Here is a 20993-nt window from a genome sequence, read left to right as displayed (position 1 = left end):
AACCTACCATGAGCCAGCCAAGAACTTCCGATTACCCGATTGATGCACAATTTATTGAACGCTGGTCGCCGCGTGCCATAGCCAACGACGCCATCGACGATCAGACGCTGCTCAGCTTCTTTGAAGCGGCGCGCTGGTCGCCTTCGGCCTACAACATTCAGCCGTGGCGCTTCGCCTACAGCAAGCACGGTTCCGACAGCTGGGAGAGCTATCTGGAGTTTCTGATCGACTTCAACCGCGGCTGGGCGCAGCACGCCTCGGCGCTGGTGGTGATCGTCTCCAAAACCACCAGCCTGAACGGCGAGCGGCTGGTGGACAATCCGACTCATGCGTTTGATACCGGCGCCGCCTGGGCCAACCTGGCGCATCAGGCGCACCTGAAAGGCTGGCTGACCCACTGCATGAGCGGCATCCACCACGATAAGATCAAAGCGGCGCTGCAGCTGCCGGACGACTATGCGGTGCACGCCATGGTGGCGATCGGCAAACCGGGCGACAAAGCTCGCCTGCCGGATTTTCTGCAGGAAAAAGAAACGCCGTCGGGTCGTCTGCCGCTCGGCAAGACCGTCAGCGAAGGGCTGAACTTCACGCTGTGATCGCTTGCGCTCGCCGAGGCCCGCCTGGCGGGCCTTTTTTATGCGGCGAGTAAAACTTTGGGAGTATATTCTCGCTCGCCTATTCGCTGTATATTTCGTTATATAGCGATTGCATGATGAGGAGGAAACCGTGGGGGATCATTTTGGCAAAGGGCTGTTGGCGGGGTTAAAGGCGGAGAATCTGCAGCCGGAGGCGGAGCTGTCGCGCTTTTGCTCCGACTACAAGCGCGGTTTCGTGCTCGGCTATGCGCACCATTTGGCGCAGCGCTGCGGCGACGAGAACCGGGCGGCGTTTGAGGCCGGGCAGCTCAGCCGCGCCTATGGCCTCGGCAGCGAGCCGATGAGCGAGTTCTTCTCTGGCGGCGATAACCGGCTGGCGGAGAAGTTTTTCCGCGCCGGCTATAACCGACCGATGCAAAGTTAACGCAGGCAAGCCGTCAGGCGGCGCTCAGCACCGCCACCATATACACGCACGGTTGGTCGCTACGGTTTTCAAAGCGGCAGTCCGCCGGTGGGCCGAGCTCCAGGCAGTCTCCCTCGGCCATTTGGTGGCGCACCTCACCCTCGACAAACAGCAGCTCACCGGATAACACCCAGATCAGTTGACGCTTGAACGCATACACCGAAGCCGGCATCGGGATCGCCGCGCCGGCCGGCAGTTCGATGCGCACCAGATCGAGCGGCAGATCGGTGCGCGGCGAAACGTGGCGCCGCACGTAGCCGCTCTCCGGATCGACCCACACCGGTTGTTCTTCCCGGCGCAGCAGTCGGCCTTCCTGCGTTTCCGCCCGGGCGATCAGCTTGGACATGCTGAGACCGAACGCGCCCGCCAGTCTGCCCAGCAGCATCGCCGTCGGGCTGCTCTCGCCGCGTTCGATCTTATGAACCATCGCCCGCGATACGCCCGCCCGTTCGGCCAGATCGGACAGCGACCAGTGGCGCGCCTCGCGTTCAATGCGAATGCGCGCGCCGATCAGCTGATTTAGATTGTCTAATTTAATATTCATATCGTAGTATTATAGTGGACAATTGGCCGGGGTAAACCATGATTATACGAAATGCGACGCTCAACGACAGCGCGGCGATTGCCGCTATCTATAACGACGCGGTGTTGAACAGCACCGCCATCTGGAATGAACAAACCGTGGATGCGGCCAACCGCGCAACCTGGATCGGCGAACGCCAGGCGGCGGACTACCCGGTGCTGGTGGCGGTGAACGCCGCGGACGAGGCGATCGGCTATGCGTCGTTCGGCGACTGGCGCGCCTGGGACGGCTATCGGCATACCGTGGAACATTCGGTGTATGTCCATCAGGCGCATCGCGGAGAGGGGATTGGCAAAGCGCTGTTGATCGCCCTGATCGCACGGGCGCGGGAGATCGGCAAGCACGTGATGGTGGCCGGCATTGAATCCGGCAACCAGGCCTCCATCAAACTGCATCTGGCGCAGGGATTCCATGAGGTGGGGCGTATGGAGCAGGTGGGCGCCAAATTCGGCCAATGGCTGGATCTGACCTTCCTGCAGCTGAAGCTGGACGAGCGGGCCACGCCGCCCGCGCGCTGATCCCGGGAGACAGAGCGATGAATATGCTGTTGCTGCTGGTGGCGGCGGGGATGGGGCTGGTGGTGCAGAATCTGCTGATGGTGCGCATTACCGAAAGCGTCTCGACCATCCTTATCACGCTGGTGATCAACTCCAGCGTCGGTTTGCTGCTGCTGATGGGGCTGCTGCTGGCCAAAAACGGTCTCGGCGCTGTGGCGGAAGTGACCGGCGCCGCCAGGTGGTGGATGCTGTTGCCGGGGCTGTTGGGATCGCTGTTCGTGTTCGCCGGCATTTTGGGTTACCAAAAGCTGGGGGCGGCGGCCACCATCTCGATCCTGGTCGCCAGCCAGCTGTGCATGGGGCTGTTGGCCGATGCCTATCGCGCCGGTCCGGCGGCGCTGCGTGAGAATCTGCCGGCGCTGGTCGGCGCCTTATTGCTGGTGGCGGGCGCCTATCTGGTGGCGAAACGCAGCTTTTGACGGAACGGTTTGCCGCCGCCGGGATTTGGTTTTGTATACTGCTTGTGATTTAGGTCGTTCTATTGATGAACCTAACCCTCCGCATAACCGTGCTTGGCAAAATGTGGTATTTGAGCATGGATATTTAATGGCTAAGTTAGGTAGGGAAAATGTTTTCGCCTTAGTTAACCCCCACGCATGAGTATGTATTATATACGTTAGATATTTTCTTCCAATCGTTCGAAAACAATATCTGCATTATGTTGAGGACTCATTTCCAAAATATATCGATAATCACTTGCATGAGGTTCAGGGATGTTATCTATGTCAATAACTCTCTCCTTAAGATCCTCTAATGTATTTTCTTCTATCCATTGATATGATGTTCTTGATACGTATTTTATGTAAATGAATATTGATTCTTCAGATATTTTAGCTAATGTTAATATTTTTCTAAGACATATGCCAGCAATAATCTTTTTACCTTTTTCTTCAATTAGTTCTTTTGATAGTTTTGCAATGTCCAGCATATCTTCATATGTGTTAATAACATCTGAAGTCGGATCTTTAATTATATAGCTATCTGTATCGAAAAACTTGGCTCCAAACTTTTCTGCTATTTTCTTTCCAGCAGTTGTTTTCCCAGAGCCAGTATGTCCCTCGATGCAAATCGTTTTAGGTTCAGATAAGATTTCAAATAAACATGTTGCATCTTCACCTCTAATGGTAATACTCATTTAATATACCTCGTCGTTATTGCATTAAAAAATAATTCCAATGATACATTATATCCAATCTATAGTTCATAAGGTATAAGAATTTCAACATTTCTTTGTAAATATAATGGCATCCAATTATAACATTGAATGCCTACATGCAAAATATTACATGCCGTAATATTTAGAGCTAAACGATACGGTTATTGGTGCTTCATCATATAGACAACTTACAGTTATTTTTAATTTCCGCCGGTGATCATAATATGCATGACTATGTGATTTCTTGCCAACTAGATCTAGCTCTGATAAGCCTATGCTCAACGCTCCAAGGAAAATTTCTGAATCGAATTCTTTGTTTTGGTAATGTAGGGCGGTTTTTTTGAAATCAACTTCTATATAACTAATGAAATTACCTTCTGCCTCAAGGTACATACGACAATCATCGTCTTCAACAATAATGCTTCCAATTTCATTGCCTTTACACTCAAGAATTTTTTCTGCTTGTGGGACTTGCATTCCCATGTATTGAAATGGTCTGTGAAATGGTTTACACATCATGGGGATACTTGCATGAGATGCTTTATCTAAAGCTGTGCCAAGATTATCAAATGTTTTATCGTTGCTCATGACGTTTTTATTAAAAACTATCCCTATGCTTTGAATTAACCGTTTAAACGCCTCTACATAGTTATCTTCATTTCTAAAATCCGCATACAGTTTACCGATGAGAAAACCCGGAAGCTCACATTCTTTCAGCATAATAGGTAATACTTTTGTTTTTTTACCGCTTATTTGATAATTCATTGCTACATCAAGTTCATTGACTACCCAAGGTGCATTTATTGAATCGGGTGATAGAACAACAGCAAAGTAATCAACACTATCAATACCCTCCCTAATTTTTTGAATTAGAGAATCGCCAATTTTCATTTCTGCCTCATCAAGCCAATAACGGATGCCGTGATTTTCAAGGTCTCTTGCTAACTTTCTGACAAACGGTTTGTCATTATGATTATGGCTTAAAAAAACTCTAATATTCATAGGTCCCTCAACAAGCAGTTATGTAATGACTTACAACTCTGTAATAATATCAGTAAAATACTTCCTTGTGTCTTAAATTAGTGAATCTTTTTCTGAGCGAACTCAAACGACCTGACCATCCTATCCCTATTTGCATCAAGAAAACCAGCCCACCACTGAAACATTAACCTTCGCTGATCAATGTGTTTGGCCTTATGGGTATAAACAGCGCGAACGCTGTTGCTTTCCTTATGGCTCATTTGAAGCTCTACAGCATCTTCTGACCATAGAACAGACTCAATTAAGGCACTACACGCTAGTGTTCGGAAACCATGGCCGCAGATGTCTTGTGTGGCGTCATAACCCATCTTACCCAGTGCCTTGTTGATGGTGTTTTCAGTCATGGGTTTGCATGAGTCATAACAATCCGTAAAAACTAATCCCGCCCATTACCTTCTTCATAGGTAAGCTGACGGATCTCTTTCAGTATCGTAATGGTCTGTTGGCAGAGGGAACGAAGTGATGGCGTTTCATTTTTGCGCCACGAGTGGAATGTTTGGCATTCTCAACCGCTTCCCGCTGTTCGGGGATCACCCATAACTTACTTTTGAAGTGGATTTCCGGCCACTGAGCGAAAAGAAGTTTGCTGGAACGAATGAAGATCAGCAGATTGAGTTTAATCGCCAGCGTAGTCAGTTAACGACCTTTGTAGGCATCAATACGATCAAGCAGTAGTGGGAGCTCTTCCTGCTCCAGTGCAGGGCGGTGTTCAGTCTCAGGCTTTTGGACTGTACCTTCCATATCATAGGAGGGGTTATGGCGCATAAGCTTTTGCTAAACAGCGTGACGCAGGATCACGGTGATGTATTTCTTAATCCGTATGGCAATTTCAAGGTAGCCAAGTGGTTCCGCTTTTTTGACCGGCACAAGCAGGTCACCCGTACCCAGATCTAAAATGTTGTTGCCGCCAATATCCGGGAAGAAATAAGTTTCCATACGGTGTCAGCGTAATCTACTGACCATTTTGTTTTAGTGGCAAACCAGCTTTTTGCGACGACACGGAACGAACGGGTTTTATCGCGCTTTTCTTGACGGACTTTTTCACCAGCCTGTTTTTTAGCATTCGGATCAATCCCTTTAACCAACAGTCTTTTAGCCTCGTCACGACGTCGTCTGGCATAGGCAAGCGATACAACAGGATAAACCCCAATGGAAAACACCTTCTGTTTGCCATCAAAGCGGTAGCCTAACTGCCGGTATTTAGAACCGTTGGGATGCACCAGCAGATAGAGGCCAAACCCGTCAGTGAGCTTGACGACCTTTTCCGATGATCTGGCATTTTTTATTTTGGTATCAGTAAATTAAATGACGGTTCTCTCCGCGTGCTGGTAAAACGCAAATAGAACCAGCTTTACCAGCAAAAGGGTATAGCTTCGAGTGGTTTTTAGTGAACGAGGGTGAATCTGAGGAAGGGGTAACCAATTTATAGAAAGGCAAAAAGCCCGCTCGGGTTTCCCTGAGCGGGCTTCTCTAAATATGGCTCCTCTGACTGGACTCGAACCAGTGACATACGGATTAACAGTCCGCCGTTCTACCGACTGAACTACAGAGGAATCGTGTGAACGGGGCGAATAATAGCGGGGCGGTTGCGGCTTGTAAAGCCTGAAAGCGCCCGATGCGTTCGTTTGCTGCAAGATTGCCCAACCTGCTGCTTTTTCTCGCTTTTGTCGCTTATCCCGCGCGCAGTGCCGGCGGATTGCCCGTTGTTCGGGGCCGTTGCCTGCCGATGGTGCAACGCCTGCCCTGCGTTGTGGCGCGTGCCGCCCGGCGAACGGCCGTTTGCCGCCGCGTATCCCGCTTCTCGGGGCATTTACCGACTCTGGCCCGGATCTTGCTGCGATTGAATAACCGGATTTCGGCATTCTCAATTTAGCGGCTCGCTGGAGGCACTATGAATTTCAGACGTCTGAAGTACTTCGTGAAAATCGTCGATATTGGCAGCCTGACCCAGGCGGCGGAGGTGTTGCATATCGCCCAGCCGGCGCTCAGCCAGCAATTGGCAACGCTGGAAGGGGAGTTGAAACAGCAACTGCTGATCCGCACCAAGCGCGGTGTGCAGCCGACCGAGGCCGGCAATATTCTCTATGCCCACGCGCAGACCATCCTGCGCCAGTGCGAACAGGCGCAGAGCGCGGTCAACAGCGCCGGGCAGGCGATGAGCGGCCAGGTGTCTCTCGGGCTGGCGTCGGGCAGCACTGCGGCGCAGCTGGCGCTGCCGCTGCTGCAGACCCTGCGCGATCAGCAGCCGGGCATTCTGCTCAGCCTGCATGAAAACAGCGGCGCGGCATTGGCCGGGCAGGTAGCCAATCAGACGCTGGATATGGCGATGATCTACGGCGCCAAAATGCCCGCCGGTCAGCACGCTATCGCGCTGATGCGGGAAGATCTCTATCTGGTGGCGACGCGTGCGGTGCCGCATCCCGGCAACAGCGTCGAGCTGCTGGACGTGGCGCGGCTGAACCTGTTTCTGCCGCGCGAGGGGGATGCGGTGCGCAACCAGCTGGAAGAGGCGATGGCGCTGCGCAAACTGGCGATCAACGTGGTGGGAGAGATTGAATCCTCGGGCGCGCTGAGCGCCGCGATCGCCAGCGGGTTGGGGGCGACCGTGCTGCCGGAATCGGTGGCGCGCGCGATGATCGGCCCGGCCAAGGCCTGGATGGCGCGCATCAATGCGCCGACGATGTCGGTGCCGCTGTCGCTGTGCATGTCGGGCCAACAGGCGCTGTCCGCCCCGGCATTGCTGGTGAAAGACCTGCTGTTGTCGATCGCCGGCGGCCGCAGCCAGGAGAAGCGCGCGCTGGCGCTGGTGCGTTGAGGAAAAAACGGCCCGCCGCAGCGGGCCTGTGCACCGTTAGCGGAACGGTGGTTCGTTGAAGGTGCGCAGCTTGCGCGAATGCAGGCGATCGCCCTCGGCGCGCAGCAGATCGATGGCGCAGATGCCAATCTGCAGGTGCTCGGAGATCGCCCCTTCGTAGAAGCGGTTGGCCTGGCCCGGCAGTTTGATCTCGCCGTGCAGCGGTTTGTCGGAGACGCACAGCAGTGTACCGTACGGCACCCGGAAGCGGTAACCCTGGGCGGCGATGGTGGCGCTCTCCATGTCGACCGCCACCGCGCGGCTGAGGTTGAAGCGGCGCGCCGAAGCGGAGTAGCGCAGCTCCCAGTTGCGGTCGTCGGTGGTGACCACGGTGCCGGTGCGCAGGCGCTGTTTGACCTCTTCGCCAGGCATGCCGCTGACCATTTTGGTGGCGTCATACAGGGCGCGCTGCACCTCGGCGATGCTCGGGATCGGGATATCCGGCGGCAGCACCGCGTCCAGCACGTGATCGTCGCGCAGATAGGCGTGGGCCAGCACATAGTCGCCGATCGCCTGGCTTTCGCGCAGGCCGCCGCAGTGGCCGATCATTAGCCAGGCGCTCGGGCGCAGCACCGCCAGGTGATCGCAGATGGTCTTGGCGTTGGACGGGCCGACGCCGATGTTGATCAGCGTGATGCCCTGACCGGTGCGCGAGATCAGGTGATAGGCCGGCATCTGGTTGTTTTTCCAGGCCAGATCGGACACCGTCTGCTCGGGCGCGCTGGTTTCGGGCGTGATGTAGGCGCCGCCGGCGCTGGAGAGCGCGATATATGGGCTGGCCGGATCGGCGATCTGCGCGCAGGCCCAGCGTACGAACTCGTCCACATAGCGGGTGTAGTTGGTGAACAGCACGAACGGTTGGAAATGCTCCACCGGCGTGCCGGTGTAGTGCCGCAGGCGCGCCAGCGAGAAGTCCGCGCGCAGCGCATCGAAATGCGACAGCGGGAAATGATTGTCGGTGGCGTGGTACAGGCCATCGGCGGTTTCGTCACCGATCTGCGCCAGCTCGGTGGTCGGGAAATGCTGGGCGATGCCGGCGCTCATTGAGCGGTCGAGCGCCAGGCTGGAGCCGTCGATGACATAAGGGAACGGGATCTCCTGCTGTGACGGCGCTACTTCGATATGGGCGGCGTAATCGTGTTCCAGCATCGCCAGCTGTTCGGCCAGATAGTGGCGGAACAGCTGCGGCCGGGTCACGGTGGTACTGTAGCTGCCGGGATGGGTAAAGCGGCCGAAGGCGCGGGTTTTGCTCGGGCCGGATTGCTGCCCGTCCCAGCTGACGCGCAGCTCGGGGTACACGAACAGCCCGGCGGCGCGCGCCTGCGGATCCGGCAGCGTGCCGTGGCTGATAAAGTCGCTGACCGCCTGACGCAGCGCGTCTACCGCGGCGTCATACAGGGCTTCCAGTTGATCGAGTGCCTGATCGGCGCTGAGGCCACTGCGAGGTGGGGCATAGCTCATACTTTCTCCTTGGATGTCCCGGCTCTGTGGCGGGGCTGCGGCGTTTCACCGTCACAGGTTAGCCGAAGAAAGGCGTAAAAGCTTGGTCGAAATGACGGGCGCGGCAAAGAAAATACCGCGCCCGCGGCGCAGGGGGATCAGGAAGCGGGGTCGGCCGTTTCGACCTTCAGCGACACCAGGCCGATGCCCAGTTTCTTCGGCGTGAAGCCGCCGCTGGCGCTCTCTTTCGGCTCGGTCGGCGCCGGCGGTGTAATGCTGATGTTTTGCGCGCCGCGCGGGTTATCGAAGTGCAGGGTGACGGTGCTGTCCTGTTCGCCGAGCGACACGAAATGCTCTTCGTCGCCGACGCGCACCGAAATCGGTTCGCCGACGTTGTTGCCGTAGGCGCGGGCGCGCAGCACCAGATCGAAGGTTTTAGGCAGCGGATCGACGTAATCGATGTTCACCGCCGGCGCCAGATTGGCGTCGGACCAGCGGCCCCATTCCTCGACGGCGGAGACGCCGGTGATGGCCTTCACCTGTTCCGGCATGCCGGGCAGCATGAACTCGATGGCGTCCGCCCGGTATTTCACCGCCGCGTCGTCCACCTGCAGGCGGGCGACGGCGTTTTGGTAGTCGGCGACGCTGTCCGCCGTCGGGGCACCAAAGTTTACCTTGCCGCGAAAGCGCTCGCCGCTGGCCTGCGCGATCTGCGGCGGCGAGGCCAGGGTACCTGAGGCCACGCAGATGTCGGTGCTCAGCGCCAACTGCGGCGCCCAGACCCGGCCGATCTCGTAGCATTTATCGACCCAGACGAATTTCTCCCCCGCCCCCAGCTCGGCCAGCTGCTTGCGCAGCGGGGTGGAGAGATAGACGTTGAACATCGGTTCGATGCGGTTATCGCCCACCCGCAGGATGAACGGCACCTTATAGGTGACGCCGGAGAAGCTGAAGCTGCGCTGGCGTGTATCCACGCTGTAGTCGCTGATGCGGTTCGGCAGACCCCACTGGTTGATCACCGCCGGTTTCCAGCCGTTGATCTTCTCTTCGATGTTCAGGAACACCGTAGACAGCGACGGCGCCGACAGGCTGCTGCGGCCGAGGCCGATGTAGTTGTCGCCGCCCATCACGTCCAGCACCGTGGCGCCGTTGTCCAGTGTGCTGCGCTTTTCGTGGCGCTGCTCCGCCTGCGGCCGGGTGCCGTCGATGATGAAGAACAGGTTGCGGCGCTTCTGCTTGGTCAGAATGTCGTAGGCGGTGTTGTTCATCGCCAGGTGGTCGGAAGACACCACGATCACGGTATTGCTGAAGTACGGCGAGCGTTTGATCTTGTCGATCAGCGCAGCGATGTGCTGCTGACTGCAGGCCACCGCGCTCAGCGAGCGGTTGTCCTTATTCTGCCAGGCGTAACTTTGCTTGCTGCAGCCGGCGGAGATAAAACCGTCCGGGTGATGGGTGTCGACGGTCAGGGTAAACAGCGAGAACGGTTGGCGCTGTTCGGACAGTTCGACAAACTTGCCGTACACCACGTCCAGCACGGTGTCGTCGTACCAGCCCCAGTCGTTTTTATAGCTTGGATCGGCGACCCGATCGCGCAGCTCTTTGAAGCCGTAAACGTGATCGAAGCCGTGGGATTTCAGGAAGGTGTCTTTACCGGCGAACGCCAGCTCGGCGCCCTGGTAGAAATAGTTGCTGTAGCCGGCGGCCTTCAGCACATCGCCCAGGCAGACGTTCTCCGGGTAGAAGGTGGAGACCGCGCTGGAGGCGTTACCGTCGAAGGGCGCGAACAGCGGAATGCCGCACTGCGAGGCGACCATGCCGGCGATGGTGTAACCGGTACCCGGCAGCTGCTGGGTGTTGCTGAAGTCGATGCTGTCGGCGCGCAGGGCATTCAGTTCGTCGGCCAAACCGGGAAACAGCTCGGTGTCGAAGTAGGTGCGCTCCAGGCTCTCGGCATAGATATACACCAGGTTCGGCCGCTTGCCCTGCACGGTCTTTTTCGGCGCCTTGTAGTAGGTGGTGAAATCGGCGGTATCGCCGACGATCTGGCTCTTGACCAGCAGCGAAATGTCCTGAAACGCCGGGGTGGTGCCGACCGAAAACAACGCCAGCAGCACGGCGACGACGCTGTAGGCCACGCTGCTGCCTTTGGCCTTGCGGCGCAGCAGGCTGCGGGCCAGCACGGCGAAAATTCCCCCCAGCGCCGCCAGCAGGCCGATAAACGGCAGCACGTATTTGCTGACGCCGGCGCCCTTGAGGCTACTGGTGACGGTGTAGATCACCGCATCGGTGATGCCGTCGCCGGTAAAGTAGTTGCTGGCGATCAGGATGACGTTCAGCACCAGATAGCTGCCGAGCAGCGTCAGCAAAATGGCGAACCACCAGCGGTTGGCGGCGGCCCGGGTGCGATAAATCAAAATCGACGCCAAAAAGAGAACAAACGAAACGACTGCTAAAACCATCCGCCAAACCCTGTCTGATTGGAAAAAACGTTGCTGCCCTGGTCTGCGCCGCCGGCCGTGCCGCGGCGCGAAAAGTGAAGGGTATAGCCTATTGCCGGCGGCGGAACAACGCGCGATCTCCCGCTACGGCCGACGAGCGGCGGCTATTGTACATTTTTATGACGATAGTGTGACGTTAATCACGCCAGCGGCGGCCACGGCGGCGAAAGCTTGCTGGTCGGAGGTTTCGCTCTACGCTTAATGAGCGCCACGACGGCGCGCCCATCAGCCATTCAGGAGGAAGTATGCAGACGATTTCCGCAGCGGTACTCGAGGATTTGGCCCCGCAAGGCGTGTTGCGCGCGGCGATCAACTACGGCAATCCGGTGCTGGCGCAGGCGGGGGCCGGCGGCAAACCGCAGGGGGCTTCGGTGGAGCTGGCCACCGCGCTGGCTCAGGAACTGGGCGTGACGCTCGAGCTGGTGACCTATGACGCGGCGGGCAAGGTGTTCGCCGATCTGGACAGCGGCGCCTGGAACCTGGCGTTTATGGCCATCGAGCCGGTGCGCGCGGCGCAGATTGCGTTCAGCGAACCCTACGTGATCATCGAGGGGACTTACCTGGTGGCGAACGACGCGCCTTACTTTGAGGTGGCGCAGCTCGACAGGCCGGAAGTGCGCATTGCGGTCGGCCAGGGGGCGGCGTATGACCTGTTTTTATCGCGCACGCTGCAGCAGGCGCAACTGGTGCGGGCGGCAACCTCTGCCGAGGCGATCGCGCTGTTTTTCGAACGGGGGCTGGAGGCGGCGGCCGGCGTGCGTCAGCCGCTGCTGGCCGCCGCGGCCGCCCATCCGGGCTACCGGGTGCTGGAGGAGCATTTCACCGCCATCCGTCAGGCGATGGCGGTGCCGCGGCAAAAAACGCAGGGCGCCGCCTATGTGAACGGCTTTATTGAACGCTGCAAGGCCAACGGGTTGGTGAAGGCGGCATTGCAGCGCAGCGGCCAGGGCGAGGTGACGGTGGCGCCGCCGGCCGCCTCGACTACCTGAACGCGTCGGGATCGTTGCCGACATTGAGGCCGCGATCCAGTTCGTTTATTGCCGAAAGTTCGGATGTCGATAGGTTAAAGTCGAAGATATCAATATTTTCCCGTATTCTTTGCGGCGTGCTGGACTTCGGCAGCGCAATGATTTGGTTTTCATACAGCCAGCGTAATACGATCTGGGCCGGCGTTTTATGCTGCTGTTCGGCAATTTTCAAGATGACGGGGTGGGTCAATATATTCTGGTTGCCGTGGCCGAGCGGGCTCCAGGCTTGAGTAACAATCCCGTGGGCGTGTAACCAATCAACGCATTCTCGTTGCTGATTAAACGGGTGAATTTGCAGTTGATTGACGGCAGGCAGAACACCGGTTTCAGTTTCCAGGCGGCATATCTGCTCGATGGAAAAGTTGCTTACCCCGATATTTTTGACTCGCCCGCTGTCACGGAGTTTTATCATGGCATTCCAGGCAGAAACGAACTGGTTTTGCCCGGATACCGGCCAGTGAATCAAATACAGATCGACATAGTCGCAACCGAGCTTGGTCAAGCTTTCGTTGAAAGCGTTCTCAACGTCGTCATGCCGATCGTTCCATAACTTGGTGGTGACGAAGATATCCTCCCGGCGCACGTCTGCAGCTTTTATTGCGGTGCCCACTTCAGATTCGTTGCCATAGATTGCGGCCGTATCGACGAGGCGGTAGCCCGCATCAAGCGCGCATTGAACGGCGCCGATCAATTCATCTCCTCGCGACTGCCAGACGCCGAATCCGATGGCAGGTATCGCGTTACCGTCATTGGTGAACAGGTGTTGTGAATTACGCATATTCATTACCCAATATGGCTGATGAATTTTAAATGTTCATGAGCAGGATTAATAAAGTGCACGTCAGAGGCTTCCCGACGAGGTGTATCGATAGATAAAAAATAAACGGGCTTGCCGTTAAAAGGTTTGATGCTGTGAACGGTGTTTCGCTTAAATATCACCATTTGGTTTTCGGCTAAAACTCTTTTTGCATCGTTGCCGGCCTGAAACTCCAGCGCACCTTCCACGATGATCAAGATTTCATCACATTGTTTGTGGTAGTGTGCGGGAACCTCGGCATAGACGCGGAACAGGCGGACGCTGCCCTGTGGCGAATCTTCAAGGTACATATCGACGATCAGAGAGTCGGCGGTGTCAGGAAAGTGTTTTTTCCTTTCTTCCAGGTCAAAATATAATGCGTTCATACGGCACTCACTGTAAATGATGGGCGTGATTAACCGGTCACTGAAATAAAACATTCATGGCTCAAGCGGTGGTGTGGCTATGTTTTATCCCAGGCAGGATAATATTGCATGCGGACGAACATCATTATTCCGACATTCCCGCATATCACTGACAGAATACTATACAAAGCGTTGAATGTTTTTTGACGGAGCGTTGAGCCGATATCAACCAAGGGAGCGATGCTGCGCTTTTATCAGCGCAATCAAAGGCCGCAATCCAGGTTGCAACTGGCGACGGCTGGGGTAGTACATCATAAAGGGGGCGCTGAGATGCGACCAATGGGGCATGACGCATTGCAATTCACCAGTGCGCAAGTGTTCATCGATTTGCATTTCCAGACAGTAGGCCAACCCCAGCCCGGCGAGCGCCGCTTTGATGATCATTGAGGTTTCACTGAAAGTATATTGCCCGTTCACCGACAACCGGCAATACGTTTCATCGTTGCCCAATTCCCATTGATAAACCGCACCGTCTCCCAATCGCATATTGATGCAACTGTGATCTTTCAACTCCGACGGCGAACCTGGCGCGCCATGCTTTGCCAGATAGGCTGGCGCTGCGGCGACAACCCATTTCAGACTGCCGGTCAAAGGAACGGCAATCATGTCCTTGGGGATGATCTCGCCATACCTGATGCCGGCGTCGAAACCTTCTTTGATGATGTCTACCTGATGGTTATTGACGGCCACTTCCAGCGCTATTTTAGGATGTGTTTGGGCGTAGCTTTCCATGACAGGGGCGATGAGCAAATCGAGCGCATCATGCGGAATATTCAAGCGAAGGTGGCCAATGGGTTCATCGCGATACTGTTCCAGCGTCGATAGGGCGGATTTGATGTAGTCGAATCCCCGATCGAGTTCGGTTACCAGTGCCATGCCTGCCGGGGTAGGGACGACCGAGCGGTTGGTTCTGTTCAACAGCTTTACGCCGAGGCGCTCTTCAAGCGAACGCATGGTGTGGCTGAGCGCCGAAGTGCTGACGCCGAGTTCCGCCGCCGCCAGCCGGAAACTTTTCTTTCGGCAAATGGTAGAGAACACATTGAGTTCGGCGAGTTCTGCCCGGGTGAACGTGGCCATTTTCGTCCCACTGTTTCTGTTCGAAAGGGTTTGATGATAAGCCCGGCGTACAGGGTATCGCAACCGAAGCGAACAGCCGCAGCATGCCTGCAGCGGCTGTTGCTGCTCGTTAGTCCAGCTCCACCGCGTACTGTTCTACCGGGGTGATTTTCTTGATCAGCTTGTTGTCGAACAGGAACTGCTCGTAAGCCTGGTAGCGCGCGCGATCCAGCTTGGCCGGATCGCGCGCAAACAGCGGCAGGCTGGCTTGCCAGGCCTGCTTGTTCAGCTCGGTATTCAGCTCCGGGTGCGCCTTGGCAAACGCCAGCCAGGTGTCCTGCGGGTGCGCGTGCAGGTAGTCGCTGCCTTGCTTCAGCGCGGCGAGGAATTTGCGAATTTTCGGCTCGTTCACCGCATCGCGGTTGGCGACGATGATCAGCTCGTCGTAGGCCGGCACGCCGTAATCTTCGACGTTGAACACCACCGGTTCTTTACCCTGCAGCTTGAGCTCCAGCGCTTCGATGTTGCGGTAGCCGCCGATCACCGCATCGACCTGGCCCGCCAGCAGGGCGCTGGTCAGCTGGAAGTTGACGTTGATGAGCTTGATATCCTGCGGTTTGAGATGCTCGTGTTCAACCATGGTGGCCAGCGTCGCCTGTTCGATGCCGCTGACCGAGTAACCCACCGTTTTGCCCTTGAGATCCGCCGGCGAGGCGATGTTCTTGTCCAGCGCGATCACCGTATTCAGCGGCGTGTTGATCAGCGTGCCGACGCGCATCAGCGGCAGGCCCTGATCGGCGAAGAAGTGCAGCTGCGGCTGATAGGTGATGGCGAGATCGGCCTGTTTAGCGGCCACCAGCCGCGGCGGCAGCGCCGGATCGGACGGCGGCACGATCTTGACGTCCAGCCCTGCGGCCTTGAAGGCGCCGATCTGCTCGGCCACCATAATCGGCGCGTGATCGGGGTTGATGTACCAGTCGAGCACCAGCGTCAATTTCTCGGCCGCGCCGGCCTGGCCGGTGATGGCGGCGCCGAGCAACAGCCCGCAGAGGGTATGTTTAATCATGGTCGTTCCTTTATCCCTGGTTATGTTTGCAATCATCAGTCGTTTTCCGGCGCCCAGGCGATCAGGCGCCGCAGCAGCGCATCCACCGCGGCCCACAGCAACACGGTCATCAGCACTAGAATAAACAGCGCGGCGAAGCAGACGTCGGTCTGCATGCGCGCGTTGGCGTTCAGCATCACGTAGCCCAGCCCTTCGGCCGAGCCGACCCATTCGCCGATGATGGCGCCGATCGGCGCGACCGCAGCGGCCATGCGCAGGCCGGAGCCGAAGGCCGGCAGCGCCGCCATCAGCCGCACGTGCCGCAGTTGCGCCCAGCGCGAAGCGCGCATCGTGCGTGCCAGATCGAGATAGTCGTTGTTGACTCGGCGCAGCCCGTCGAAGAAGGCCGACACCACCGGGAAGAAGATCACCAGCACCGCCATCGCCACCTTGGCGCTCATGCCGAAGCCGAACCACAGCACCAGCAGCGGGGCCAGGGCAAACACCGGTATCGCCTGGCTGGTGAGCACCAGCGGCATCAGCCAACGCTGCAGGCGCGGTGAGAAGATCATGCACAGCGCCAGCGCCGCACCGAGCAACACGCCCAGAACCAGCCCGCTGACGATCTCCGAAGCGGTGACCAGCGTGTGCCAGGCGAGGTAGCCGCGCCCGTCCCACAGCGCCTGCGCCACCGCGCCCGGCGTGGGCAGCAGAAAGGCCGGGATGCCGCTTTGCCCTGCCAGCCACCACAGCAGCAGCAGGCCGGCGAACACCGTCAGCCCGCGCCGCAGGCGGGTAAGCCCGCGTTCTTTGGCGATATTCATTGCGCCGCCCTCACCATCTGCTGCAGCAGTTCGGCCTGACTTTTCAGCAGGTCGGCGTCATCCGGCGCGCGCGGCGGCTGCCCTTTGATGCAGTGGCTATCGTCGAGACCGAGCGGCCAGGGCGACAGCACCAGCAGGCGGTGGCTCAGGCGGCAGGCCTCCATCGGATCGTGGGTGATCAGCAGCACGGTGTTTTGCGCCAGCAGCTCGGCGGCCAGGCTCTGGATCTCGGCGCGGGTGATGGCGTCCAGCGCGGAAAAGGGCTCGTCCATCAGTACGATCGGCTGGCGTTCGTAGAGCGTGCGGGCGATGGCGGCGCGCTGGCGCATGCCGCCGGACAGCGCGGCGGGCAGGCTGCGGCCATGCGCGGCCAGGCCTACGCGTTCAAGCAGGTGCGCCGCCCACGCCCGATCCGGCGCTTCGCCGCGCAGCCGCGAGCCGAGGGCGACGTTCTCCTCGATAGTCAGCCAGGGGTAGAGCAGGTCTTTCTGCCCCATGTAGGCGATGCGCCCGGCGATCGGCAGGCCGTCGCTGCCGCTCACCGTGCCTGAGCTGGCCTGCGCCAGCCCGGCGATGATCTTCAGCAAACTGGTTTTGCCGGCACCGCTGGCGCCGAGCAGGGCGACGAAGCTGCCGCCGGCGATATCGAAGCTCAGCCGGTCGAAGACTATGTGCTGACCGAAACGCAGGCTGAGATCCCGCACCTGGATACCGGGCGGGAGAAGCGGGGAGGTCATGAGGCGTTCAGCCCCATCTGCCAAAATGCCGACTCCAGCTGGGTGGCGGTGGTGAAAATCTGCGCCAGCTCGGTGAAGCGATCCTGTGCGCCGCGCTGCTGACCAACGGTTTCCAGCAGTTCGATGGCGGCGCGTACGCCGGCCAGATAGCCCTCGTCGCCGTAGTTGCGGATCCAGGAGGCGTAAGGATTGCCCTCCATCTGGGTGGCGGGATCGTGCAGCAGCCGCAGGCCGATTTCGGCATAGCCGGCCACGCAGGGCAGCAGGCCGGCCAGCAGATCGAGGGCGTCGCCGGCATGGCCGATATCCAGCACGTAACGGGTGTAGTTCATGGTTTCCGCCGCTTCCGGCTGGGCGGCGATCTGCGCTTCGTTCAGCCCCCATTCGGCGCAGTAGGCCACGTGCAGCGGCAGTTCGGCGACGATGCCGTTGAGCGAGGCGGTGGCGGCGCGCATCTCCGGCAGGGTGCGCAGCTTGCTGACCAGCAGCGCGTAGGCGCGGGCGAAGTGCAGCAGGAACAAATAGTCCTGGGTCAGGTAGCGGCGAAAAGCGCGTTCAGGCAAGGTGCCGGCAGCCAGCTGCTGCAGAAACGGGTGATCGACGTAGTCCTGCCAGTGGCTGCCGGCTTGTTGCCGCAGCCGGCCGTAAAGACCGCTTTCGAACAGGGTGGTGATGGACATGGGACCTCCTTGAGTCAGTGGAGATCCGGGCACGCTGAGGTATGAACAGGCAACGGGTGATTGCGTTGTTGCCTAACCGTCCCTTCGCTGGCATGACCCAGATCAGGTTCAAAGGGTTCGGCTTACGCCATCTCAGCCCGTAACAGGACACCCCTCGGAGCTGCTTGTTATACGACATTTGTTTTTTGATTACAATCGTCGGGCGGCGGCGCGGCAATCGGTTCGTTTAGTGCGATCGGGGGCGATTTTGCTGGCGCAGAGCGCGCGGTTTTTGTCACTGTAGGCCTATGTTTTGCCTTTGAGGACGATTCCTGATGAAAAAGATTGGTTTTCTCTCGTTTGGCCACTGGTCGCCTTCCGCTCAGTCCGGCACCCGTTCAGCGGCGGATGCGCTGCTGCAGTCTATCGATCTGGCGGTCGCCGCCGAAGATCTGGGGGCGGACGGCGCCTATTTTCGTGTGCACCACTTCGCGCGCCAGCTGGGATCGCCATTCCCGTTGCTGGCCGCCATCGGCGCCAAAACCCAACGCATCGAGATCGGCACCGGCGTGATCGACATGCGCTATGAAAACCCGCTGTATATGGTGGAGGACGCCGGCGCGGCGGATCTGATCGCCGGCGGGCGTTTGCAGCTCGGCATCAGCCGCGGCTCGCCGGAGCAGGTGATCGACGGCTGGCGCTATTTCGGCTATGCCCCGGCCGAGGGGGAAACCGACGCGGACATGGCCCGCCGCCATACCGAAGTCTTTCTGGAAGCGCTGCGCGGCGAAGGGTTCGCTGAACCCAATCCGCAGCCGATGTTCCCCAATCCGCCCGGGCTGCTGCGGCCGGAGCCGTTTTCCGCCGGGCTGCGCGATCGCATCTGGTGGGGTGCCGGTTCGAACGCGACCGCCGTCTGGGCGGCGAAGCTGGGTATGAACCTGCAAAGCTCGACGCTCAAGAACGACGAGACCGGCGAACCCTTCCATATCCAGCAGGCCAAGCAGATCCGCGCCTATCGCGCCGCCTGGCAAGAGGCCGGCCATGCGCGCGAGCCGCGGGTTTCCGTGAGCCGCAGTATCTTTGCGCTGGTGGATCAGCGGGATCGCAATTACTTCGGCGGCGGTGGCAAAGAGGGCGATCAGCTGGGGTATATCGACGCGCAGACCCGGGCGATCTTCGGCCGCAGCTATGCTGCCGAGCCGGACGCGCTGATCGAGCAGCTGGCGCAGGACGAGGCCATCGCCGAAGCGGATACGCTGCTGCTGACCGTGCCTAACCAGCTGGGCGTGGATTACAACGCCCACGTTATCGAATCGATTCTAACCCATGTCGCGCCGGCGCTCGGCTGGCGCTAAACGGAGGACTGGCATGTCACGTATTTTCATTACCGGCTCGGTGGACGGGCTGGGCCGCGCTGCCGCGCAAACGCTGTTGGACGAAGGGCATCAGGTTATCCTGCATGCGCGCGCCCCCGGCCGTCTGGAGGCAGTGCGCGATCTGTTGGATCAGGGCGCGCAGGCGGTGATTGGCGACCTGTCCGAGGTGCAGCAGATCCGGCAGGTCGCCGAGCAGGTGAATCGCCTCGGCCGCCCGAATGCGGTGATCCACAACGCCGGCATGTTCACCGGGCCGCAGGTGATGCCGGTGAACGTGATAGCGCCCTATCTGCTGACGGCCCTGATCGAACGCCCCGATCGCATCGTCTACCTGAGCAGCAGCATGCACTTTGACGGCGTAGCGGAACTGAACGGCGTGGATTGGCTTGGCGGCGCAGCCGGCTCCTATTCGGACAGCAAGCTGTTCGTCACCGCGCTGGCCGCCGCCGTGGCGCGCCTGTGGCCCGGCGTCATCAGCAGCGCAGTCGATCCCGGCTGGGTGCCGACCAAAATGGGCGGCGCGGACGCGCCCGACGATCTGGCGCTGGGACACGTGACGCAGGCGTGGCTGGTGAGCAGTGATGAGCCGCAGGCCCTGGTTTCCGGCGGTTATTGGCACCATCAGCAGCGGTTGGATCCTCATGCGGCGGTGCACGACGAGGCGTTTCAAACGGCGCTGCTGGCGCAGTTGGCGCGCGTGAGCGAGGTGAGTTTGCCTCAGGCCTGATGGCCGCGTTCTCCTGGCCCGTCGGTGGTTATCGGCGGGCTTTTTTATGCCCGCAGGGTGAACCGACGGGGCTTTTCTTATACAGTGGTTGCCTGGCCTGTTTTGATTGTTATTTATATTATCGCCATGCACACATTTCTGATTATCGTCCCCGAAGGGGGCATGCTGTTCGAAGCGGCGGGCATCGCCGATATTCTGATGCAGGCCAATCGCCTGAGCCCTGCCGAGGCGCCGCTGTATCAGATCGCGGTCGCCACCACGCAATCCCATCGGGTGGTACACGGCCTGTCCGGTCTGAGCCTGCTGGCCGATCATCGCCTGGCGGATCTCGACCCGGCCCTGCCGCGCGATACCGTCATCGTCGCCGGCAAAGGGGCGACCGAAGAAGAGGGCGCCCTGGTGGCGGATTGGCTGCGCCGCGCGGCCCCGCAGGCGCGCCGTATCGCCTCGGTCTGCGGCGGGGCTCTGCTGCTGGCCGAGGCCGGCTTGCTGGACGGACGACGGGCGACCACCCACTGGCGGCTGGCGGAAACGCTGCAGGCGCGCTTCCCGCAGGTGCAGGTCAAAAACGGCCCGATCTACGTGCAGGACGGGCCGATTTGGACCTCCGGCGGCGTCAGTTCCGGCTTCGATCTGACGCTGGCGCTGGTGGAGGACGACTATGGCTTCGTACAGGCCCGCGAAGTGGCACAGGACCTGGTGATGTTTCTGCGCCGCCCCGGCGGGCAGGCGCAGTTCAGCCGCTACCCGCTCAACCAGGCCAAATCGCCGGGCCCGATCCGCGACCTGCAGTCCTGGATCCTGGAGAACCTCGCCGACGATCTCAGCGTCGATCGGTTGGCCGAGCGCGTGGCGATGAGCCCGCGCAACTTTACCCGGGTGTTCACCCGCGAGACGGGCATTTCTCCCGCCAAATTCGTCGAAGAGGGGCGGTTGCATACCGCCAGGCAGCGCCTCGAGCAGAGTGCGGAAGGCATCGAACAGGTCGCCCTGGCCACCGGCTTCGGCAACGGCCTTAACCTGCGGCGCGTGTTTGAACGCAAACTGCAGTTGACCCCGAGCGAATACCGTGAGCGCTTCCATGCGCGCAATTTGGCGTAAATTGATTGGTAAACGTCATTTACGC

The 20993-nt window shown here is 58.9% G+C and carries 22 protein-coding genes, 1 tRNA gene, 1 pseudogene and 1 riboswitch; of the genes and pseudogenes, 10 read left to right on the top strand and 14 right to left on the bottom strand.

The annotated features are described in order from the left end of the window. The first annotated feature begins 8 nt into the window (after positions 1 to 8). Both GKN89_RS05335 and GKN89_RS05330 read left to right on the top strand, forming a co-directional pair. Positions 9 to 596 (top strand): nitroreductase family protein, encoded by a 588-nt coding sequence (locus GKN89_RS05335; RefSeq protein WP_063917901.1) that lies wholly within the window; start codon positions 9 to 11, stop codon positions 594 to 596. Between the two features lie 130 nt (positions 597 to 726). Further along, a complete protein-coding gene (locus GKN89_RS05330) occupies positions 727 to 1020 on the top strand; it encodes a DUF2623 family protein (protein WP_063917902.1) in 294 nt (97 codons plus the stop codon). A gap of 13 nt (positions 1021 to 1033) precedes the next feature. Here GKN89_RS05330 and GKN89_RS05325 read toward each other — a convergent pair whose 3' ends face one another. Further along, a complete protein-coding gene (locus GKN89_RS05325; protein ID WP_154746478.1) occupies positions 1034 to 1603 on the bottom strand; it encodes an XRE family transcriptional regulator in 570 nt (189 codons plus the stop codon). 38 nt (positions 1604 to 1641) lie between these two features. Between GKN89_RS05325 and GKN89_RS05320 the strand changes: the two genes are divergently transcribed. From GKN89_RS05320 to GKN89_RS24385, 3 genes are read left to right on the top strand one after another with little or no spacing between them, the layout of a single operon-like run. Beyond that, positions 1642 to 2160, top strand: coding sequence for a GNAT family N-acetyltransferase (locus tag GKN89_RS05320; protein WP_019452493.1), 519 nt, complete (start codon positions 1642 to 1644; stop codon positions 2158 to 2160). Positions 2161 to 2177: 17 nt separating this feature from the next. After that, the gene (locus tag GKN89_RS05315; protein WP_154746477.1) at positions 2178 to 2618 is read left to right on the top strand and encodes a DMT family transporter; all 441 of its coding nucleotides are present in this window, start codon (positions 2178 to 2180) and stop codon (positions 2616 to 2618) included. Then, a complete protein-coding gene (locus GKN89_RS24385) occupies positions 2512 to 2799 on the top strand; it encodes a TIR domain-containing protein (RefSeq protein ID WP_230328920.1) in 288 nt (95 codons plus the stop codon). The genes GKN89_RS05315 and GKN89_RS24385 overlap by 107 nt, the downstream gene beginning before the upstream one ends. A 16-nt stretch (positions 2800 to 2815) precedes the next feature. On the opposite strand, the gene GKN89_RS05305 is transcribed toward GKN89_RS24385, so the two are convergent. From GKN89_RS05305 to GKN89_RS05290, 4 genes and pseudogenes are all read right to left on the bottom strand, one after another. Further along, positions 2816 to 3334 carry a shikimate kinase gene (locus tag GKN89_RS05305; protein WP_154746476.1) on the bottom strand — a complete coding sequence of 173 codons (519 nt, stop codon included), beginning with the start codon at positions 3332 to 3334 and terminating at the stop codon, positions 2816 to 2818. Between the two features lie 147 nt (positions 3335 to 3481). After that, entirely contained in the window at positions 3482 to 4357 is an 876-nt protein-coding gene (locus GKN89_RS05300; protein WP_154746475.1) for a toll/interleukin-1 receptor domain-containing protein, read from the bottom strand. A gap of 77 nt (positions 4358 to 4434) precedes the next feature. After that, positions 4435 to 5682 (bottom strand): annotated as a pseudogene (locus tag GKN89_RS05295) (tyrosine-type recombinase/integrase). A 191-nt stretch (positions 5683 to 5873) separates the two neighbouring features. After that, positions 5874 to 5949 (bottom strand) — tRNA-Asn (locus GKN89_RS05290). 338 nt (positions 5950 to 6287) lie between these two features. Here GKN89_RS05290 and nac point away from each other — a divergent pair. Continuing rightward, entirely contained in the window at positions 6288 to 7211 is a 924-nt protein-coding gene (gene nac, locus GKN89_RS05285) for a nitrogen assimilation transcriptional regulator NAC (protein WP_019452497.1), read from the top strand. A 36-nt stretch (positions 7212 to 7247) separates the two neighbouring features. On the opposite strand, the gene GKN89_RS05280 is transcribed toward nac, so the two are convergent. After that, the gene (locus GKN89_RS05280; RefSeq protein WP_019452498.1) at positions 7248 to 8711 is read right to left on the bottom strand and encodes an AMP nucleosidase; all 1464 of its coding nucleotides are present in this window, start codon (positions 8709 to 8711) and stop codon (positions 7248 to 7250) included. Positions 8712 to 8848: 137 nt separating this feature from the next. Beyond that, entirely contained in the window at positions 8849 to 11152 is a 2304-nt protein-coding gene (gene opgB / locus GKN89_RS05275; protein WP_154746474.1) for a phosphatidylglycerol--membrane-oligosaccharide glycerophosphotransferase, read from the bottom strand. A gap of 284 nt (positions 11153 to 11436) precedes the next feature. Between opgB and GKN89_RS05270 the strand changes: the two genes are divergently transcribed. Beyond that, the gene (locus GKN89_RS05270; protein WP_154746473.1) at positions 11437 to 12180 is read left to right on the top strand and encodes a transporter substrate-binding domain-containing protein; all 744 of its coding nucleotides are present in this window, start codon (positions 11437 to 11439) and stop codon (positions 12178 to 12180) included. Here the strand turns inward: GKN89_RS05270 and GKN89_RS05265 are convergent. From GKN89_RS05265 to tenA, 7 genes are all read right to left on the bottom strand, one after another. Further along, positions 12173 to 12997, bottom strand: coding sequence for an aldo/keto reductase (locus GKN89_RS05265; RefSeq protein WP_154746472.1), 825 nt, complete (start codon positions 12995 to 12997; stop codon positions 12173 to 12175). The genes GKN89_RS05270 and GKN89_RS05265 overlap by 8 nt on opposite strands. A gap of 5 nt (positions 12998 to 13002) precedes the next feature. Further along, positions 13003 to 13401: a cupin domain-containing protein gene (locus tag GKN89_RS05260; RefSeq protein ID WP_049242564.1), complete on the bottom strand. Its 399-nt coding sequence runs from the start codon at positions 13399 to 13401 to the stop codon at positions 13003 to 13005. Positions 13402 to 13605: 204 nt separating this feature from the next. Next, the gene (locus tag GKN89_RS05255) at positions 13606 to 14517 is read right to left on the bottom strand and encodes a LysR family transcriptional regulator (RefSeq protein ID WP_049242366.1); all 912 of its coding nucleotides are present in this window, start codon (positions 14515 to 14517) and stop codon (positions 13606 to 13608) included. 109 nt (positions 14518 to 14626) lie between these two features. After that, on the bottom strand, positions 14627 to 15562 hold the full coding sequence (locus GKN89_RS05250) for an ABC transporter substrate-binding protein (RefSeq protein WP_154746471.1): 936 nt from the start codon (positions 15560 to 15562) through the stop codon (positions 14627 to 14629). Between the two features lie 35 nt (positions 15563 to 15597). Further along, positions 15598 to 16365: an ABC transporter permease gene (locus GKN89_RS05245; protein WP_019452502.1), complete on the bottom strand. Its 768-nt coding sequence runs from the start codon at positions 16363 to 16365 to the stop codon at positions 15598 to 15600. Continuing rightward, positions 16362 to 17102 carry an ABC transporter ATP-binding protein gene (locus tag GKN89_RS05240; RefSeq protein WP_154746470.1) on the bottom strand — a complete coding sequence of 247 codons (741 nt, stop codon included), beginning with the start codon at positions 17100 to 17102 and terminating at the stop codon, positions 16362 to 16364. Before GKN89_RS05240 ends, GKN89_RS05245 begins: the two co-directional genes overlap by 4 nt. Further along, complete coding sequence (gene tenA / locus GKN89_RS05235; RefSeq protein ID WP_154746469.1) at positions 17099 to 17782, bottom strand: thiaminase II; 684 nt, start codon at positions 17780 to 17782, stop codon at positions 17099 to 17101. Before tenA ends, GKN89_RS05240 begins: the two co-directional genes overlap by 4 nt. Before the next feature lie 62 nt (positions 17783 to 17844). Then, positions 17845 to 17947, bottom strand: a riboswitch (TPP riboswitch). Positions 17948 to 18096: 149 nt separating this feature from the next. Between tenA and GKN89_RS05230 the strand changes: the two genes are divergently transcribed. The 3 genes from GKN89_RS05230 (at position 18097) to GKN89_RS05220 (ending at position 20968) form a co-directional block, all read left to right on the top strand. Next, positions 18097 to 19119, top strand: coding sequence for an LLM class flavin-dependent oxidoreductase (locus tag GKN89_RS05230; RefSeq protein ID WP_063917911.1), 1023 nt, complete (start codon positions 18097 to 18099; stop codon positions 19117 to 19119). Positions 19120 to 19132: 13 nt separating this feature from the next. Further along, entirely contained in the window at positions 19133 to 19867 is a 735-nt protein-coding gene (locus GKN89_RS05225; RefSeq protein ID WP_154746468.1) for an SDR family NAD(P)-dependent oxidoreductase, read from the top strand. Between the two features lie 126 nt (positions 19868 to 19993). Continuing rightward, a complete protein-coding gene (locus GKN89_RS05220) occupies positions 19994 to 20968 on the top strand; it encodes a GlxA family transcriptional regulator (protein WP_154746467.1) in 975 nt (324 codons plus the stop codon). Positions 20969 to 20993: the final 25 nt, after the last annotated feature.

The organism is Serratia sp. YC16 (assembly GCF_009707615.1).
Lineage (GTDB): Bacteria > Pseudomonadota > Gammaproteobacteria > Enterobacterales > Enterobacteriaceae > Serratia > Serratia surfactantfaciens.
Note: the sequence above shows the minus strand (reverse complement) of the source record. Positions and strands in the feature narration are given on the sequence as shown.

Excerpts from the sequence above, each read along its gene's own strand:
- GKN89_RS05335 (WP_063917901.1), top strand. The coding sequence starts at position 9 with ATGAGCCAGCCAAGAACTTCCGATTACCCGATTGATGCACAATTTATT.
- GKN89_RS05325 (WP_154746478.1), bottom strand. The coding sequence starts at position 1,603 with ATGAATATTAAATTAGACAATCTAAATCAGCTGATCGGCGCGCGCATT.
- GKN89_RS05320 (WP_019452493.1), top strand. The coding sequence starts at position 1,642 with ATGATTATACGAAATGCGACGCTCAACGACAGCGCGGCGATTGCCGCT.
- GKN89_RS05315 (WP_154746477.1), top strand. The coding sequence starts at position 2,178 with ATGAATATGCTGTTGCTGCTGGTGGCGGCGGGGATGGGGCTGGTGGTG.
- GKN89_RS24385 (WP_230328920.1), top strand. The coding sequence starts at position 2,512 with ATGCCTATCGCGCCGGTCCGGCGGCGCTGCGTGAGAATCTGCCGGCGC.
- GKN89_RS05305 (WP_154746476.1), bottom strand. The coding sequence starts at position 3,334 with ATGAGTATTACCATTAGAGGTGAAGATGCAACATGTTTATTTGAAATC.
- GKN89_RS05300 (WP_154746475.1), bottom strand. The coding sequence starts at position 4,357 with ATGAATATTAGAGTTTTTTTAAGCCATAATCATAATGACAAACCGTTT.
- nac (WP_019452497.1), top strand. The coding sequence starts at position 6,288 with ATGAATTTCAGACGTCTGAAGTACTTCGTGAAAATCGTCGATATTGGC.
- GKN89_RS05280 (WP_019452498.1), bottom strand. The coding sequence starts at position 8,711 with ATGAGCTATGCCCCACCTCGCAGTGGCCTCAGCGCCGATCAGGCACTC.
- opgB (WP_154746474.1), bottom strand. The coding sequence starts at position 11,152 with ATGGTTTTAGCAGTCGTTTCGTTTGTTCTCTTTTTGGCGTCGATTTTG.
- GKN89_RS05270 (WP_154746473.1), top strand. The coding sequence starts at position 11,437 with ATGCAGACGATTTCCGCAGCGGTACTCGAGGATTTGGCCCCGCAAGGC.
- GKN89_RS05265 (WP_154746472.1), bottom strand. The coding sequence starts at position 12,997 with ATGCGTAATTCACAACACCTGTTCACCAATGACGGTAACGCGATACCT.
- GKN89_RS05260 (WP_049242564.1), bottom strand. The coding sequence starts at position 13,401 with ATGAACGCATTATATTTTGACCTGGAAGAAAGGAAAAAACACTTTCCT.
- GKN89_RS05255 (WP_049242366.1), bottom strand. The coding sequence starts at position 14,517 with ATGGCCACGTTCACCCGGGCAGAACTCGCCGAACTCAATGTGTTCTCT.
- GKN89_RS05250 (WP_154746471.1), bottom strand. The coding sequence starts at position 15,562 with ATGATTAAACATACCCTCTGCGGGCTGTTGCTCGGCGCCGCCATCACC.
- GKN89_RS05245 (WP_019452502.1), bottom strand. The coding sequence starts at position 16,365 with ATGAATATCGCCAAAGAACGCGGGCTTACCCGCCTGCGGCGCGGGCTG.
- GKN89_RS05240 (WP_154746470.1), bottom strand. The coding sequence starts at position 17,102 with ATGACCTCCCCGCTTCTCCCGCCCGGTATCCAGGTGCGGGATCTCAGC.
- tenA (WP_154746469.1), bottom strand. The coding sequence starts at position 17,782 with ATGTCCATCACCACCCTGTTCGAAAGCGGTCTTTACGGCCGGCTGCGG.
- GKN89_RS05230 (WP_063917911.1), top strand. The coding sequence starts at position 18,097 with ATGAAAAAGATTGGTTTTCTCTCGTTTGGCCACTGGTCGCCTTCCGCT.
- GKN89_RS05225 (WP_154746468.1), top strand. The coding sequence starts at position 19,133 with ATGTCACGTATTTTCATTACCGGCTCGGTGGACGGGCTGGGCCGCGCT.
- GKN89_RS05220 (WP_154746467.1), top strand. The coding sequence starts at position 19,994 with ATGCACACATTTCTGATTATCGTCCCCGAAGGGGGCATGCTGTTCGAA.